The sequence below is a fragment of the Vulcaniibacterium gelatinicum genome (genome assembly GCF_008033445.1).
Classification (GTDB): domain Bacteria; phylum Pseudomonadota; class Gammaproteobacteria; order Xanthomonadales; family Xanthomonadaceae; genus Vulcaniibacterium_B; species Vulcaniibacterium_B gelatinicum.
Map to the genome: position 1 here is coordinate 78,008 of NZ_VNKO01000005.1, position 15,156 is coordinate 93,163.

The following is a 15,156-nucleotide window of genomic DNA, read 5'->3' on the forward strand; positions in this document are numbered from 1 at the left end:
GCGCGCTCCGCATGAACCGGACAGCCCGGCCGCGGTTTCGCGGCTGCGGCCGACGGGCGGCGCGCGGTACCATTTGCGGATGCACGACCTGTCCACTCTGCGGCCCGACGACGCGCTCGTCGTCGCCGGCCGCCGCTACCGTTCCCGGCTGCTGACCGGCACCGGCAAGTTCAAGGATCTCGAGGAAACCCGCCGCGCCACCGAGGCCGCGGGCGCCGAGATCGTGACCGTGGCGATCCGCCGCACCAACATCGGCCAGACCCCCGGCGAGCCGAACCTGCTCGACGTGCTGCCGCCGGACCGCTACACGATCCTGCCCAACACCGCCGGCTGCTACACCGCCGAGGACGCGGTGCGCACCTGCCGCCTGGCGCGCGAGCTGCTCGACGGCCACACGCTGGTGAAGCTGGAAGTGCTCGGCGACCAGAAGACGCTGTACCCGGACGTGGTGCAGACGCTCAAGGCCGCCGAGATCCTGGTCGCCGAAGGCTTCCAGGTGATGGTCTACACCAGCGACGACCCGATCCTGGCCAAGCGCCTGGAGGAGATCGGCTGCGTGGCGGTGATGCCGCTGGCCGCGCCGATCGGCTCGGGCCTGGGGATCCAGAACCGCTACAACCTGCTCGAGATCGTCGAGAACGCGAAGGTGCCGATCCTGGTGGACGCCGGCGTGGGCACCGCCTCGGACGCGGCGATCGCGATGGAGCTCGGCTGCGACGGGGTGCTGATGAACACCGCCATCGCCGGGGCGAAGGATCCGGTGCTGATGGCGCACGCGATGAAGCTCGCGGTCGAGGCCGGGCGCGCGGCGTTCCTGGCCGGGCGCATCCCGCGCAAGCGCTACGCTTCGGCCTCGAGCCCGGTCGAAGGGCTGATCGGATGAGGGCGGCCCGCGTCGGGGAGGCCTGCGGTGACTGACCCCGGCAAGCTTCCGCCGAAGCCCTTCACGGTCGAGGAAGGCCACCGCCGCGTGCGCAGCTTCGTCCTGCGCCAGGGCCGCTTCACTCCGGCGCAGCAGCGCGCGTTCGACCTGCTGTGGCCGCGCTACGGCCTGGACTACACCGGACAGGCCCGCGATTTCGACGCCGTGTTCGGCCGCCGCGCCCCGCGCGTGCTGGAGATCGGCTTCGGCAACGGCGAGGCGCTGCGCGCATCGGCCGCGCAGGATCCGGCGCGCGACTACCTGGGCATCGAGGTGCACGCCCCCGGCGTCGGCCGCCTGCTCAACGGCCTGGCCCAGGACGGCACCGGCAACGTGCGCGTGTACCACCACGACGCGGTGGAGGTGCTGCAGCACGAGATCGGCGACGGCGCGCTGGCCGAAGTCCGGATCTGGTTCCCCGATCCGTGGCACAAGAAGCGCCACCACAAGCGGCGGCTGGTGAACGCGGAATTCGCCGCGCTGCTGGTGCGCAAGCTCGCGCCCGGCGGGCGCTTGCACCTGGCCACCGATTGGCAGGACTATGCCGAGCAGATGTGGGACGTGCTCGACGCCACGCCGGGCCTGCGCAACAGCGCCGGGGCGCGCGGGCACGTGCCGCGGCCGGCGTGGCGCCCGCAGACGCACTTCGAGGCGCGCGGGCAGCGGCTCGGGCACGGGGTGTGGGACCTGCTGTACGACAGGATCTGAAGCGCAACCTCTCACGCGGAACGCGATCGCACCCGAATGGACACCGCGCTGACGCTCACCACCGACATGAAGCTCGTGCTCGGGCTGGTGGGCTTCACGATGGTGATGTTCCTGTTCGAGCGGATCCGCGCCGACGTGGTGGCGCTGGTGGTGCTGGTGCTGCTCGGGCTGACCGGGCTGGTGGCGCCGGAGGACCTGTTCGGCGGGTTCTCGGGCAACGCGGTGATCAGCATCATCGCCACCATGGTGCTGGGCGCGGGGCTGGACCGCACCGGGGCGCTGAACCGGCTCGCCGGCTGGCTGCTGCGGCGGGCCAGGGGCGTGGAGCAGCGGCTGCTGCTGCTGACCTCGGCGGTCGCCGGGCTCAACTCCTCGTTCATGCAGAACCCGTCGGTGATGGCGCTGTACATGCCGGTCGCCTCGCGCCTGTCCTCGCGCACGGGCCTGCCGCTGTCGCGGTTCCTGCTGCCGGTGGCGGTGGCGATCGTGATGGGCGGCGGGCTGACCATGGTCGGCAACTCGCCGCTGATCCTGCTCAACGACCTGCTGGTCTCGGCCAACGCCAACCTGCCCTCGGGCATGGCCACGCTCGAACCGCTGCGCATGTTCGCGCCGCTGCCGATCGGCCTGGCGCTGCTCGGCGCGGGGCTGCTGTATTTCCGCTTCTACGGCGACCGGGTGCTGGCGCAGCTGGACGTGGACCGTGGGGTGACGCCGGCGCGCACCGAGAGCTACTTCGCCCAGGCCTACGGGATCGAGGGCGACGTGTACGAGCTCACCGTCACCGCCGACAGCCCGCTGGTGGGCATGTCGCTGGGCGAGGCCGAAGCGCTGCACGGGGCGCCGCTGCTGCTGGCGCTGAAGACCGGCAACGAGGCGCGGCTGGCACCGCCGGCGGATGCGCGGATCTGGGTCGGCAGCGTGCTCGGGGCGATGGGGCCGCGGCAGCAGGTGGCGGACTTCGCGCAGAACAACTTCCTGCGCATGAGTTCGCGCCTGCGCACCTTCGGCGACCTGTTCAACCCCAGCCGCGCGGGCATCGCCGAGGCGGTGGTGCCGCCGACCTCGAACTACATCGGCAAGACCCAGGCCGAGCTGCAGCTGCGCAAGCGCTTCGGCATCAGCCTGCTGGCGGTGTACCGCGACAAGCAGGTGCTGCGCGAGAACGTGCGCCATCTGCCGCTGCGTGCCGGCGACATGCTGGTGCTGCACGGGATCTGGCAGGACCTGGCGCAGGCGGCGGAAGAAAAGGACTTCGTGGTCGTCACCGACTACCCGAAGGGCGAGCAGCGGCCGCACAAGTTCAAGATGGCGATGGGCATCTTCGCGGTGACCATGCTGCTGGCGCTGTCGGCGCGGATTCCGGTGCCGGTGGCGCTGATGACGGGCGTGGCGGCGATGCTGGTGGGCGGGGTGCTGCACATCGACGAGGCCTACGCGGCGATCAACTGGCGCACGGTGTTCCTGATGGCGTGCCTGATCCCGCTGGGGTGGGCGATGGATTCGAGCGGTGCGGCGGCATGGGTGGCCGGGCACACCATCGAGCAGTTGCCGGAAGGGATGCCGGTGTGGGTGCTGCAGGTGGCGGTGGGGTTGCTGACCACGGTGTTCTCGCTGGTGATCAGCCATGTCGGCGCGACCATCGTGATGGTGCCGATGGCGATCAACCTGGCCCTGGCGGCAGGCGGCAATCCGACCGCGTTCGCGCTGGTGGTGGCGCTGTCGGCGTCGAACAACCTGGTCACGGCGTCCAATCCGGTGATCTCGATGATCACCGGCCCGGCCGCATACCAGCCGCGCGACCTGTGGCGCGTGGGCGGGCCGCTGTCGCTGATCTATCTCGCGATCGTGGTAATCGCGGTGAACCTGATGTTCTGAACCGGCTTCGCCGCATGTGGGCGGGGGCGCCGGTGTGCCTGGGGCGGGGTTCGCCGCGTGGGCTCCGCATCCGGCTCCGACACGCGGCCGCGCGCCCGCTCACCCCACTTCGGGCCGATGCCGCGCCAGCCACACCTGGTCGCCATGCACTTCCACCGGCACCGCGCGCAATCCCGCGCCGCGGCAGGGGCCGGCGACGCACACACCGTGCTCGAGTTCGAACGAGGCCCCGTGCGCGGCGCACACCAGCAGCCCCTCCTTCGAGCGCAGGAACCGGCCCGGGGCCCAGTCCAGCCGGCGGCCGGCGTGCGGGCAGACATTGAGCCAGGCACGCACCTGGTCGCCGCGGCGATGCAGGATCAACGACTCGGCGTCGCCCTCGAGCACCGCCTCCACCTCGAGGAACCCGTCGTCCTCGATCTGCGCCAGGCGCGCGAGAGGCTGACCGCCGTCATGGTTTAACGAAGTTCTCACACGCGCCTCCGGCACCGGCCGGATACTCGCCCACCCGGGCCCGGCCCGGGATTGTGTCACGGCCTGGCCGAGGGGAGCCCGATGCACGTCTTCCAGTTCCGATTCGACCGCCTGCGCTCCGCGTTCGCCCCGCGCAAGCCGCGCCACCCGCTGCTGCGCGCGCTGCTCGGCCTGGTCGGCCTGGGCCTGCTGCTGGTGCTGCTGGCGATGAGCGTGCTGGTCGGCGTGGCGATGCTCACCGCGGGCGTGCTGTATCGGTTGTGGAAACTGCGCGGCAAGCCGGTCGCGCGCGACGCGCGGGTGGTGGACGGCGAGTACCGCGTGGTCGGCAAACCGGTGCTGCCGGCCTCGCGCTGAACGCGGAGCGTTCCATGCACGATGTGATCCCCGCGCCCGCGCCGGTGCGGATCCCGGTGCGCGGCACCGGACTCCCGGGCGATGCCGTCTTCCCTGTCCGCCGCATCCACTGCGTCGGCCGCAACTTCGCCGACCACGCCCGCGAGATGGGCGCGAGCGCCCCGGCGTCGAAGGCCGAGCGCGGCACGCCGGTGTTCTTCGCCAAGCCCGCCGACGCGCTCGTGCTCGACGGCGTGGTGCCCTACCCGCCCGGCACGCGCGAGCTGCACCACGAAGTCGAACTGGTGGTCGCGCTGGGACGCGACGCGCCGCCCGGCGTGCTGGCGCCGCAGGCCGCGATGGCCCTGGTGTACGGCTACGGCGTCGGCCTGGACCTCACCCGCCGCGACCTGCAGGCCGCGGCCAAGGCCAAGGGCCTGCCGTGGGACACCGGCAAGGCCTTCGACCACAGCGCCCCGGTCAGCGCCCTGGTCCCGGCGCAGGACGTGCCTGCCCTCGCCGCATGCGCACTCACCCTGCACGTCAACGGCGCCCTGCGCCAGCACGGGCACCTGTCCGACCTGATCTGGGACGTGGCCGAGATCCTGCACGAACTGTCGAAGCTGTACGCCCTGCGCGCCGGCGACCTGGTGTTCATGGGCACCCCGGCCGGCGTCGGCCCGCTGCAGGTCGGCGACGTGTTCGAGGCCCGGCTCGACGGCGTGGCCAGCCTCACCGGCCGGATCGCCCCGCCGCTGGCCGCGGTGATGCCCGGCGGGGGATCGCGGGTGCACGAACTCCGCGATTCGCTACAGCGCTGAATCCGGCTCGTCGCAGCCACGCACACCACGCGCGGCAGCCGTGACTTGCGGCCTACGGGCGGCCCGGCGCCGGCTGCTAGGCTCGCCGACTCCCGCCGTCAGGAATCCGCGCATGCGCCTTGCCAGTTGCCTGCTCGCCCTCGCCCTCGCCGCCGGCGTCGCCGCCGCACCGCGCGAGACGAAGATCCCCGACTCCGCGCTCGCCACCGCCGCACAGCTGCGCGAGCGCGCGCTGGCCGACGGCACCGCGTGGCAGGTGGTCGAAGCGCTGACCACCGAGATCGGCCCGCGCCTGCCCGGCAGCGAGGCCGACGCGCGCGCGGTGGCCTGGGCCGAGGCCAGGTTCCGCGCGCTCGGCTTCGACCGGGTGTGGCGGGAGCCGGTGACCTTCCCGAAGTGGGTGCGGCGCAGCGAGCGCGCGGAAGTGCTGGGCGCGCACGCGCAACCGCTGGCACTGACCGCGCTCGGCGGCAGCCCGGGCGGCACGGTCGAGGCCGAGCTGGTGCACTTTGCCGACCTGGCCGCGCTCGAGGCCGCGCCGGCCGGCTCGCTGGCCGGCAAGATCGCGTTCGTGGACTACCGCATGCAGCGCGCCCGCGACGGCAGCGGTTACGGCCCCGCTTCGCGCCTGCGCAGCCGTGGCCCGTCGGCGGCGATCCGCGCCGGCGCGGCGGCGTTCCTGATGCGCTCGGCCGGCACCGACTGGCACCGCAACCCGCACACCGGCATCACCCGCTTCGACGAGGGCCTGACCCCGATTCCGTCCGCGGCGCTGGCCAATCCCGACGCCGACCAGCTCGCGCGCCTGCTTGCGCGCGGCCCGGTGCGGGTGCGCGTGGCGCTCGACTGCGGCTGGGACGGCGAATACACCTCGTACAACGTGATCGGCGAGATCCGCGGCCGCAGCCGCCCGGACGAGGTGGTGCTGATCGGCGCGCACCTGGATTCGTGGGACCTGGGCACCGGCGCGATCGACGACGGTGCCGGCGTGGCGATCACGATGGCCGCCGCGCACCTGATCGGGCAGTTGCCCAGGCGTCCCGCGCGCACCATCCGCGTGGTCGCCTTCGCCAACGAGGAGCAGGGCCTGCACGGCGGCAGGGCCTACGCGGCACGGCACGCGGCCGCGGTGGGCAAGCACCAGATCGCGGCCGAGAGCGACTTCGGCGCCGGCCGCATCTACGCCTTCGCCAGCGGCGCGCCGGAGTACGCGCAGGGCGCGGTGCGCCGGATCGCGCAGGCGCTGGCCCCGCTCGGCATCGCCCACACCCCGGGCGAAGGCGGCCCCGGCCCCGACATCAGCCCCTTCGCCGAGCGCGGCCTGGCCTGGGCAGCCCTGCGCCAGGACGGCACCGACTACTTCGACTACCACCACACGCCCGACGACACCCTCGACAAGATCAACCCGCAGGCGCTGGCGCAGAACGTCGCCGCCTACGCCGTGTTCGCGTACCTCGCCGCCGAGGCCGAGGGCGACTTCGGCAGCGCGCCGAAGGGGCCGGTTGCGGATTGAGCGAAAGCGGAAAGCTTTGGCCACGGATGGACGCGGATGGACACGGATGAATAAAAGCATTTTGTAGACGCGGATCTCCGCGGATGGACGCGGATCGGGCGTAAAAGCAGGGCTGGGCGAGTCGTCATCCCGGCGAAAGCCGGGATCCAGGTTGCCGTTTCCGATGGATTCCGGCTTGCGCCGGAATGACGGACACGAAGCCGTCATCCGCGTCAGCCCGCGTCCAAATCCCTTTGCCTTCGATCCGCGCCCATCGGCGTCAATCCGCGTCTGAACGCTTTTCCATCCGTGTTCATCCGCGTAGATCCGTGGCTAGATGCTTCTGCCTTTCGCTTTTGACCCCGCAGCCATCCGCGGCCGAGCCCGTGCCCACTCGGCCAGCAGCACCGCGGTCGCGGCGGCGACGTTGAGGCTCTCGACCGCGCCGGTGCCGGGGATGGACAGGCGCAGGTCGCAGGCGGCGGCGAGGTCGGGGTCCATGCCCTCGCCCTCGGCGCCGAGCACGTACACCAGGCGCGGCGGCAGGGCGCGCGCGAACAGGGGTTCGCCGCCGCGGACCACGGTGGCGGCGAGGGTGAAGCCGGCCCCGTGCAGTTGCGCGATGGCATTGTCGGTGCGGCCCAGGCGCACCAGCGGCACCGCCTCGGCGCCGCCCTCGGCCACCCGCGCGGCGGCGCCGGAGAGCGCCAGCGTGGACTGCTTCGGCAACAGCACCGCGGCCACGCCGAAATGCGCGGCCGAGCGCAGGATCGCGCCGAGGTTGTGCGGGTTGCCCACACCGTCGAGCCACAGCGCGCACTGCGGGCCGGCCGGCAGGGTGCGCAGCCACGACGACAGCGGCTGCGGCGCCTCGCGCAGCACGTCGGCGACCACGCCCTCGTGGTGCGCGCTGGCGGCGAGCTTCTGCAGGTCGGCGTCCGCGACCACGCGGTAGCCGATCCGGTGCGCCGCGCACCACTTCAGCAGCGGCTGCAGCTGCGGAATCCGCGCTTCGGCGAGGTACAGCTTGCGGATCGCCTGCGGCCGGCGCGCGAACACCGCCTGCACGGCGTTGAGGCCGTACAGGCGCAGCTCGGCCGCGCGGTCAGGCGCCATCGCCCTGCGGCAACGCCACCACCGGGGTTGCCGGACCGGCCGCCGGGGCCGGCCGCGAATCGCGGCGCTCGCGCCAGAAATCGGCATTGCGGATGCCCACCGCGTCCGGATCGAACACCGGATCGAGGCCGAGCTTCTTCTGCCGCTCGTAGTCGCGCAGCGCCAGCAGCGCCGGCTTGTGCAGGATCAGGATCGCGATGATGTTGAGCCACGCCATCAGGCCGACGCCGATGTCGCCCAGCGCCCAGGCCAGGGTGGCGTTGCGGTAGGCGCCGAAGATCACCATGCCGAGGATGCCCAGGCGCAGCAACAGCACCGTCAACGGGCGGCGGCGGTTGCCGTTGACGTAGGTGAGGTTGGTTTCGGCCATGTAGTAGTAGGCCATGATCGTGGTGAAGGCGAAGAAGAACAGCGCCAGCGCGATGAAGCCCGCCCCCCAGCCCGGCAGGATGGATTCGACCGCGGCCTGGGCGTAGGCCGGGCCCGCCTCGACGCCGACGACCCCGGAGTACAGGGCCTGCCCGTCCGGCCCCTGCACGTTGTACATGCCGGTGGCCAGCATCAGGAACGCGCTGGAGGTGCACACCATCATCGTGTCGAAGTAGATCGCGAACGCCTGCACGTAGCCCTGCTTGGCCGGGTGCGAGACCTCGGCCGCCGCGGCCGCGTGCGGCCCCGTGCCCTGGCCGGCCTCGTTGGCGTAGATGCCGCGCTTGACGCCCCATTCCACCGCCAGGCCGAGCATCGCCCCGAACGCGGCGTGCGCGCCGAACGCGCTGCTGAAGATGATGCGGAACATCTCCGGCACGCGCTCGGCGTTGAGCACCATCACCGTCACCGCCATCAGGATGTAGCCCAGCGCCATGAACGGGACCACGACCTCGGCGAAATGGGCGATGCGCCGGATGCCGCCGAAGATGATCACCGCCAGCAGCAGCGCCACGGTCACGCCGATGCCGAGCTTGAGCGCGTCACGCTCGGGCAGGCCCAGCCACTGCCCGTCGAGGCTGCCGCACAGCGCGCTGCCCTGGCAGACGTTGGCGATGCTGTCGGCGATCGCGTTGGCCTGCACGCCCGGCATCAGGAAGCCGGCCGCCGCGATCGTCGCCAGCGCGAACGCCATCGCGTACCACTTCAGCCCCATCGCCTTCTCGATGTAGTAGGCCGGGCCGCCGCGATAGCGCCCTTCGGCGTCCTTGGACTTGTAGAGCTGCGCCAGCGTGCACTCGACGTAGGACGTGGCCGCGCCGAGGAAGCCCATCACCCACATCCAGAACACCGCGCCCGGGCCGCCGAACGCGATCGCGGTGGCCACACCGGCGATGTTGCCGATGCCGATGCGCCCGGCCATGGACACCGCCAGGGCCTGGAACGAGGACACGCCGGCCTCGGAGCTCTGCCCGCGCACGGTCAAGCGCAGCATCTCGACGAAGCCGCGCACTTGCATGAACCGGGTGCGGAAGGAGAAGTACAGGCCGGCGCCGAGGCACATGAGGATCAGCGCCTTGCTCCAGATGATGCCGCTGACGGCATGGACGAGGGTTTCCACGGCTTGCTTTCCCGGAGGCGGTGACGAAGGGCGCCACGATACCCGGATTCGCGCCCGCCCAGGAATGCCGCGCCGACCGCCGGGCGGGCGCGCGGCTCAGGCCTCCCGGCCGAGCGGCGGGGTTTCGCCCTCGAGCCGCGCCAGCTCGTGCGCGAGCGCCTCGGGCGAGCGGGTGTAGGGCGCGAGCAGGGCGTAGAACGCGGGCACCACGAACAGCGACAGCAGGGTCGAGAAGCCGACGCCGAAGATCACCACCACACCGATCGTGGCGCGGCTGGCCGAGCCCGGGCCGCCGGCGAGCACCAGCGGCACCGCGCCGACCATGGTCGCGATCGAGGTCATCAGGATCGGCCGCAGGCGCACCCCGGCCGCCTCCACGATCGCCTCGTGCACGCTGCGCCCGGCGTCCCGCAGCTGGTTGGCGAACTCGACGATCAGGATGCCGTTCTTCGCCGCCAGGCCGACCAGCATCACGATGCCGATCTGCGAGAACAGGTTGAGCGTGCCGCCGGTGAGCCACAGCCCGAGCAGCGCGCCGAGCACGGCCAGCGGCACCGTCAGCATGATCACGAACGGGTGGATGAAGCTCTCGAACTGCGCCGCCAGCACCAGGTACACCACCAGCAGCGCCAGGCCGAAGGTCAGCAGCGCGGCGCCGCCGGCCTGGCGGTACTCGCGCGATTCGCCCTTCCAGTCCACCTGGGCGTGCTCGGGCAGTTCCTCCTCGATCACCTGCTGCACCCATTCGATCGCCTCGCCGAGGCGGTAGCCGGGCGCCAGGCCCGCGCTGATCGTGATCGCGCGCAGGCGGTTGAAGCGGTTCAGGCTGCCGGGCTCGGCCAGCTCGCGCAGCGTGACCAGGTTCGACAGCGGCACCAGCGAACCGTCGCGCGCGCGCACCTGGATCGCGGCCAGGTCGGCCGGGGTGGCGCGGTCGCTGCGCCCGGCCTGCACGATCACGTCGTATTCCTCGCCATCGGCCACGTAGGTGGTCACCCGCCGGCCGCCCATCATCGTCTCCAGCGCGCGCCCGATCTCGGCCACGCTCACGCCGAGGTCGGCGGCGCGCTGGCGGTCGATGTCGATGCGCATCTGCGGCCGGGTCTCCTTGTAGTCGGAGTCCACCGAGAACAGCTTCGGGTTCTGCTCCATGCGCGCCAGCAGGCGGTCGCGCCACTGCGCCAGCTCGGCGTAGTCGGGGCCGCCGATCACCACCTGCAGCGGCTGGCCGCGGCTGCGGGTCAGCCCGGTGCGCACCGAAGGGTTGGCGCGCACGCCGGGCAGCGAGGCCAGCTCCTTGCGCAGGCGCTCCACCACCTCGTTGGTGGTGACCTCGCGCTTGTTCCAATCCTGCAGGAACACGATCACCTGGCCGGTGTGCATCTCCTCGCTGGCGCCGAAGCCGCCGGGCACGCGGGTGTTGGCGCGCTGGATCGGCTGGTCCGCGCCGATGTGCCCGGCCAGGATCTTCTCGACCTGCTGGATCTGCTCGACGGTGTAGTCGAAGCCGGCGCCTTCCGGGCCGACCACGGACACGAAGAACGCGCCGCGGTCCTCCGGCGGCGCCAGCTCGGTCGGCACCAGTTTGAACAGGACCACGCTGAGGCCGAGCGCGGCCAGCATCAGCGCGCCGTACAGGCCGGGCCGCTCGACCGTGCACTCGAGGATGCGCCGGTAGCGCGCCGCCGCCCATTCCAGCCCGCCCATCACCCAGCGGTGGATGCGCCACGGGTTCTCCCTGTCGTGCGGGCGCACCAGCTTGGACGACATCATCGGCGTGAGGGTCAGGGCGACGAAGGCCGAGATCGCCACCGCGCCGGCCAGCGCCGCCGACAGCTCGCGGAACAGCCGTCCGGTGTTGCCCTCCATGAAGCCGATCGGCAGGAACACCGCCACCAGCACCGCGGTGGTGGCGATCACCGCGAACGCGACCTGGCGCGTGCCGCGCCGGGCCGCGAGCAGCGGCGGTTCGCCAAGATCGGCGCGGCGCTGGATGTTCTCCAGCACCACGATTGCATCGTCCACCACCAGGCCGATGCACAGCACCAGCGCCAGCAGGGTCAGCAGGTTGATCGAGAAGCCGAACGCCCACAGGGCGATGAACGCCGCCACCAGGCACACCGGCACGGTCACCGCCGGGATCAGCGCCGCGCGCACGCTGCCCAGGAACAGCCAGATCACGATCAGCACCAGCGCGATCGCCTCCAGCAGGGTCGCGTACACGCGCTTGACCGCGGCATCAATGAACACGGTGCTGTCGAAGGCGACGAAGATGTCGGTGCCTTCGGGCAGGGTGGGCTGGATCCGCCCGGCCTCGGCGCGCGCGGCGCGGGCCACGTCCAGCGCGTTGGCGGTGGAGGTCTTGATGATGCCCAGGCCGATGTTGGGCTCGCCGTTGCTGCGGTAGTAGGCGCGGCGTTCGCTGGAGGCCAGCTCCACCTTCGCCACGTCGCCGAGCCGCACCACGTAGCCGTCGGCGCCCTTGCGCAGCGGGATCTGGGCGAAGTCCTGCGGCTCGCGGTAGCTGCGCTCCACGCGCAGGGTGAAGTCGCGCGCCTGCGACTCGAGCCGGCCGGCCGGCAGCTCGACGTTCTCGGCGCGCAGCGCGTTCTCCACGTCGGCCACGGTCAGGCCGCGCGCGGCGAGCGCGTCGCGGTCGAGCCAGATCCGCATCGCGTAGCGCTGCTGGCCGCCGATCCGCACCTGGGCCACGCCGTCCAGCGCCGACAGCCGGTCCACCACGTAGCGCTCGGCGTAGTCGGTGAGCTGCAGCGTGTCCATCGTGGTCGAACTCATGTTCAGCCACAGGATGGTCTCGGCGTCGCTCTCGACCTTCTCGATCTCGGGCGGATCGGCCTCCGGCGGCAGCCGGTCGAGCACGCGGCTGACCGCGTCGCGCACGTCGTTGGCCGCGGCCTCGATGTCGCGCGAGAGGTTGAACTCGATGCTGATCGAGGCGCGCCCGTTGACGCTGCGCGACTCGATGGTCTCGATGCCCTCGGTGCCCGAGAGCGCGTCCTCCAGCACCTGGGTGATGCGCGTCTCCACCACCGCCGCCGAGGCGCCGGGGTAAGCCACGTCCACCGACACCACCGGCGGGTCGATCGCCGGCAGTTCGCGCAGGGTGAGCCGGGTGTAGGCCAGCACGCCGAGCACGATCAGCAGCAGGCTCATCACGGTCGCGAAGACCGGACGCTCGATGGAGATGTCGGAGAGCTTCATCGCCCGGCGTCTCCGTCCCTCCGCGCCCTCCCGCGCGCACCGGGCGCGGCGGGTGACGCGCCGGCCTCGACCACCTTCGCCCCCGGCCGCAGCTTGCCCACGCCGTCCACCACGATCCGCTCGCCCGGCTTCACCCCGGAAACGAGCTCGGCCTGGCCCTCGCGGCGCGCGCCGACCTGCACCTCGGCCTGCTCGACCGTACCGTCCGCCTGCATCCGGTACACGAACGACTTCTGCCCGACCTGCACGATCGCGATCTCGGGCACCAGCAGCGCCCGGCGCTCGGCCTGCATCAGCTGCACCGTGACCAGCATCCCGGGACGCAGCGCGCGGTCGGGGTTGGCGAACTCGCCGCGCACCGTCACCGCGCGCGTGTCCGGATCCACGCGCGCATCCACCGCGCTCACCGTGCCCTCGAACACGCGCCCGGGATGGGCGACGCTGGTGCCACTGATGCGCAGCCCCGGCGCGAGCCGGGTCAGCAGCGCCTCGGGCACCGGGAAGTCCACGTACACGCGCGAGAGGTCGTCGAGGGTGGCGATCGGCGTGCCGGGCGTGACCAGCGCGCCGGGGCTGACCTGGCGGATGCCGAGCCGGCCGGCGAACGGGGCGCGGATCACGCGCTCGCCGAGCTGCGCGCGCACCAGCGCCACGCGCGCCCGCGCCGCGTCGCGGGTGGCGCGCGCCGAATCGAGCTGCGAGCGGGCGATCAGTTGCTGCGCGGCCAGTTCGCTCTGGCGCCGGTACTGGCGCTCGGCTTCCTCGGCCGCGGCCTGCGCCTCGGCCAGCGCGGCCTGCTGCTGCTGGCCGGAAAGCGTGACCAGCACCGCGCCCCTGGCGACCTCCTCGCCGCTGTCGAAATGCACCTGCTGCACGGTCTCGCTGACCTTGGCGGTGACCGTGACCGACTCGCGCGCCTGCACGGTGCCGATCGCCTGCACGCGGTCGGCGAACGGCTGCAGGCGCAGCACGACGGTCGTGACCGGCACCGGCGGATTGCCGCCGCGGGGGCCGGCGGCCGCGGCCTCGTCCTTGCCGCCGCAGCCGGCGAGCAGCGCAGCGGCCAGGACAGGGGCAAGGGCAAGGAGGAAACGGAGAACGGGACGGGAATTGGGCATGCGGGGCGATTCTAGCGATCCGGATGTCAACGCCCTTGCAGGCGCACGGTTGACACGGCGCATGCGGCGCCGGGCCGGGAACCGCTCAGGAAAGCCGGATCCGCCCGACGCTGCGCCTGCCGATGGTCACGGCAGTGCCGGCCTGGTTCCCGCTTTGCGGTTTCGAGGGCGCTGGCTGGCGCGAAGGGCACACGGGGTGGGGCTGGGTGGAACCAGCCGCCACTTGCGGCACACTGACCGCATGCCGATCGAAGTGCTCGAGGCCGACCTGACCACGCTGGCGGTGGACGCAATCGTCAACGCCGCCAACCCGGCCCTGCTCGGCGGCGGCGGCGTGGACGGCGCGATCCACCGCGCCGCGGGACCGGGACTGCTGGCCGAGTGCCGGGCGCTGCCGGAAACACAGCCGGGCCTGCGCTGCCCGACCGGCGAGGCGCGCATCACCGGCGGCCATCGCCTGCCCGCGCGCCATGTCATCCACACGGTCGGGCCGGTCTGGCATGGCGGCGCGCAGGGCGAACCGGCGCTGCTGGCATCCTGTTACCGCGCCTGCCTGGCCCTGGCCGAAACGCACGGCCTGCGTTCGATCGCCTTCCCCGCGATCAGCTGCGGGATCTACGGCTACCCGCCGGACCAGGCCGTGCCGCTCGCGGTGGCCACGGTGCGGGAGTGGCTCGCCACGCACGCGCTGCCGGAACGGGTGGTGTTCTGCTGCTTCGACGCGGCGATGGCCGCACGCTACCGGCGCGCGCTGGCGACGGCGCCGGGCGCGGGCACGACCGACGCAACCGGGCCGCACGCATGAAACCGGACCGGGCCACCCTGCCGATCTTCCTCTCCAACGCGCTCGCGCTGGCGGTGGCCGCGTGGGAGCAGTGGCCGCTGGTGATGCTGCTGTGGCCGTACTGGTGCCAGAGCGTGATCATCGGCTGGTTCGCGCGCAAGCGGATCCTCGCCCTCGGCCGCTATTCCACCGCGGGTTTCACCGTCAACGGCCGCAGCGTGGCGGCGACGCCGGAGACGCAGCGCCGCGTGGCCTGGTTCTTCGCCCTGCACTACGGCCTGTTCCACCTGATCTACGCGCTGTTCCTGTGCGTGTTCACCGTGATCACGCTGGCCGCGCAGTTCGCGCCGGAGACGGTGCCGGAGCTGCCGTTCGGCGGGCGCCTGCAGTGGCACGACCCGCTGCTGGTGGCCGGCCTGGCGGTCTCGTTCTGGTTCAGCCACCGCAAGTCGCACCGCGAGCACGTGGCCGCGGACCTGGCGCGCACGCCCAACCTCGGCACGCTGATGTTCATGCCCTACCTGCGCGTGCTGCCGATGCACATGACGATCCTGCTGGGGATGGCACTCGGGCATGCCGGGAGCCTGCTGCTGTTCGGCGTGCTCAAGACCGCGGCCGACGTCGGCATGCACCTGCTCGAGCACCGCTGGCTGCAGCGCGGCGCGCAAGGCGCGCCGGCCACGCCCACGCCGCCCTGAATACCCCCTGAAACGGAAACGCCGGCACGGGGCCGGCG

At 72.2% G+C, this 15,156-nt stretch carries 12 protein-coding genes and 1 pseudogene; 8 read left to right on the top strand and 5 right to left on the bottom strand.

Going from position 1 to position 15,156, the window contains the following annotated elements; genetic code table 11:
* Positions 1–79 precede the first annotated feature (79 nt).
* The 3 genes from FPV26_RS04585 to FPV26_RS04595 are packed head-to-tail and all read left to right on the top strand — an operon-like array spanning position 80 to position 3,508.
* Positions 80–883, top strand: coding sequence for a thiazole synthase (locus FPV26_RS04585; RefSeq protein WP_147652542.1), 804 nt, complete (start codon positions 80–82; stop codon positions 881–883).
* Positions 884–910: 27 nt separating this feature from the next.
* A complete protein-coding gene (trmB, locus tag FPV26_RS04590) occupies positions 911–1,630 on the top strand; it encodes a tRNA (guanosine(46)-N7)-methyltransferase TrmB (RefSeq protein ID WP_147652543.1) in 720 nt (239 codons plus the stop codon).
* A gap of 36 nt (positions 1,631–1,666) precedes the next feature.
* Positions 1,667–3,508, top strand: coding sequence for an SLC13 family permease (locus FPV26_RS04595; protein WP_147652544.1), 1,842 nt, complete (start codon positions 1,667–1,669; stop codon positions 3,506–3,508).
* Between the two features lie 99 nt (positions 3,509–3,607).
* Here FPV26_RS04595 and FPV26_RS04600 read toward each other — a convergent pair whose 3' ends face one another.
* Positions 3,608–3,982: a Rieske (2Fe-2S) protein gene (locus FPV26_RS04600; protein WP_147652545.1), complete on the bottom strand. Its 375-nt coding sequence runs from the start codon at positions 3,980–3,982 to the stop codon at positions 3,608–3,610.
* 81 nt (positions 3,983–4,063) lie between these two features.
* Here FPV26_RS04600 and FPV26_RS04605 point away from each other — a divergent pair, with 81 nt between their 5' ends.
* The 3 genes and pseudogenes from FPV26_RS04605 (at position 4,064) to FPV26_RS04615 (ending at position 6,652) form a co-directional block, all read left to right on the top strand.
* Entirely contained in the window at positions 4,064–4,339 is a 276-nt protein-coding gene (locus FPV26_RS04605; RefSeq protein WP_147652546.1) for a hypothetical protein, read from the top strand.
* A gap of 14 nt (positions 4,340–4,353) precedes the next feature.
* Positions 4,354–5,067, top strand: a pseudogene (locus FPV26_RS04610) (fumarylacetoacetate hydrolase family protein); the annotation flags it as partial.
* Between the two features lie 184 nt (positions 5,068–5,251).
* Positions 5,252–6,652, top strand: a complete 1,401-nt coding sequence (locus tag FPV26_RS04615) for a M28 family peptidase (RefSeq protein ID WP_147652548.1) — start codon at positions 5,252–5,254, stop codon at positions 6,650–6,652.
* Positions 6,653–6,964: 312 nt separating this feature from the next.
* Here FPV26_RS04615 and FPV26_RS04620 read toward each other — a convergent pair whose 3' ends face one another.
* From FPV26_RS04620 to FPV26_RS04635, 4 genes are all read right to left on the bottom strand, one after another.
* On the bottom strand, positions 6,965–7,834 hold the full coding sequence (locus tag FPV26_RS04620) for a TrmH family RNA methyltransferase (protein ID WP_147652549.1): 870 nt from the start codon (positions 7,832–7,834) through the stop codon (positions 6,965–6,967).
* Positions 7,737–9,239: an alanine/glycine:cation symporter family protein gene (locus FPV26_RS04625; protein WP_425473053.1), complete on the bottom strand. Its 1,503-nt coding sequence runs from the start codon at positions 9,237–9,239 to the stop codon at positions 7,737–7,739. The genes FPV26_RS04620 and FPV26_RS04625 overlap by 98 nt, the downstream gene beginning before the upstream one ends.
* A gap of 153 nt (positions 9,240–9,392) precedes the next feature.
* A complete protein-coding gene (locus FPV26_RS04630) occupies positions 9,393–12,518 on the bottom strand; it encodes an efflux RND transporter permease subunit (protein WP_147652551.1) in 3,126 nt (1,041 codons plus the stop codon).
* A complete protein-coding gene (locus FPV26_RS04635) occupies positions 12,515–13,636 on the bottom strand; it encodes an efflux RND transporter periplasmic adaptor subunit (RefSeq protein ID WP_147652552.1) in 1,122 nt (373 codons plus the stop codon). Before FPV26_RS04635 ends, FPV26_RS04630 begins: the two co-directional genes overlap by 4 nt.
* 241 nt (positions 13,637–13,877) lie before the next feature.
* Here FPV26_RS04635 and FPV26_RS04640 point away from each other — a divergent pair, with 241 nt between their 5' ends.
* Both FPV26_RS04640 and FPV26_RS04645 read left to right on the top strand, forming a co-directional pair.
* A complete protein-coding gene (locus FPV26_RS04640; RefSeq protein WP_147652553.1) occupies positions 13,878–14,441 on the top strand; it encodes an O-acetyl-ADP-ribose deacetylase in 564 nt (187 codons plus the stop codon).
* On the top strand, positions 14,438–15,118 hold the full coding sequence (locus tag FPV26_RS04645; RefSeq protein ID WP_147652554.1) for a DUF6498-containing protein: 681 nt from the start codon (positions 14,438–14,440) through the stop codon (positions 15,116–15,118). The genes FPV26_RS04640 and FPV26_RS04645 overlap by 4 nt, the downstream gene beginning before the upstream one ends.
* The last annotated feature ends 38 nt before the right edge of the window (positions 15,119–15,156 follow it).

Excerpts from the sequence above, each read along its gene's own strand:
- FPV26_RS04585 (WP_147652542.1), top strand. The coding sequence starts at position 80 with ATGCACGACCTGTCCACTCTGCGGCCCGACGACGCGCTCGTCGTCGCC.
- FPV26_RS04595 (WP_147652544.1), top strand. The coding sequence starts at position 1,667 with ATGGACACCGCGCTGACGCTCACCACCGACATGAAGCTCGTGCTCGGG.
- FPV26_RS04605 (WP_147652546.1), top strand. The coding sequence starts at position 4,064 with ATGCACGTCTTCCAGTTCCGATTCGACCGCCTGCGCTCCGCGTTCGCC.
- FPV26_RS04615 (WP_147652548.1), top strand. The coding sequence starts at position 5,252 with ATGCGCCTTGCCAGTTGCCTGCTCGCCCTCGCCCTCGCCGCCGGCGTC.
- FPV26_RS04620 (WP_147652549.1), bottom strand. The coding sequence starts at position 7,834 with ATGCCGATTTCTGGCGCGAGCGCCGCGATTCGCGGCCGGCCCCGGCGG.
- FPV26_RS04625 (WP_425473053.1), bottom strand. The coding sequence starts at position 9,239 with ATGTGCCTCGGCGCCGGCCTGTACTTCTCCTTCCGCACCCGGTTCATG.
- FPV26_RS04630 (WP_147652551.1), bottom strand. The coding sequence starts at position 12,518 with ATGAAGCTCTCCGACATCTCCATCGAGCGTCCGGTCTTCGCGACCGTG.
- FPV26_RS04635 (WP_147652552.1), bottom strand. The coding sequence starts at position 13,636 with ATGCCCAATTCCCGTCCCGTTCTCCGTTTCCTCCTTGCCCTTGCCCCT.
- FPV26_RS04640 (WP_147652553.1), top strand. The coding sequence starts at position 13,878 with ATGCCGATCGAAGTGCTCGAGGCCGACCTGACCACGCTGGCGGTGGAC.
- FPV26_RS04645 (WP_147652554.1), top strand. The coding sequence starts at position 14,438 with ATGAAACCGGACCGGGCCACCCTGCCGATCTTCCTCTCCAACGCGCTC.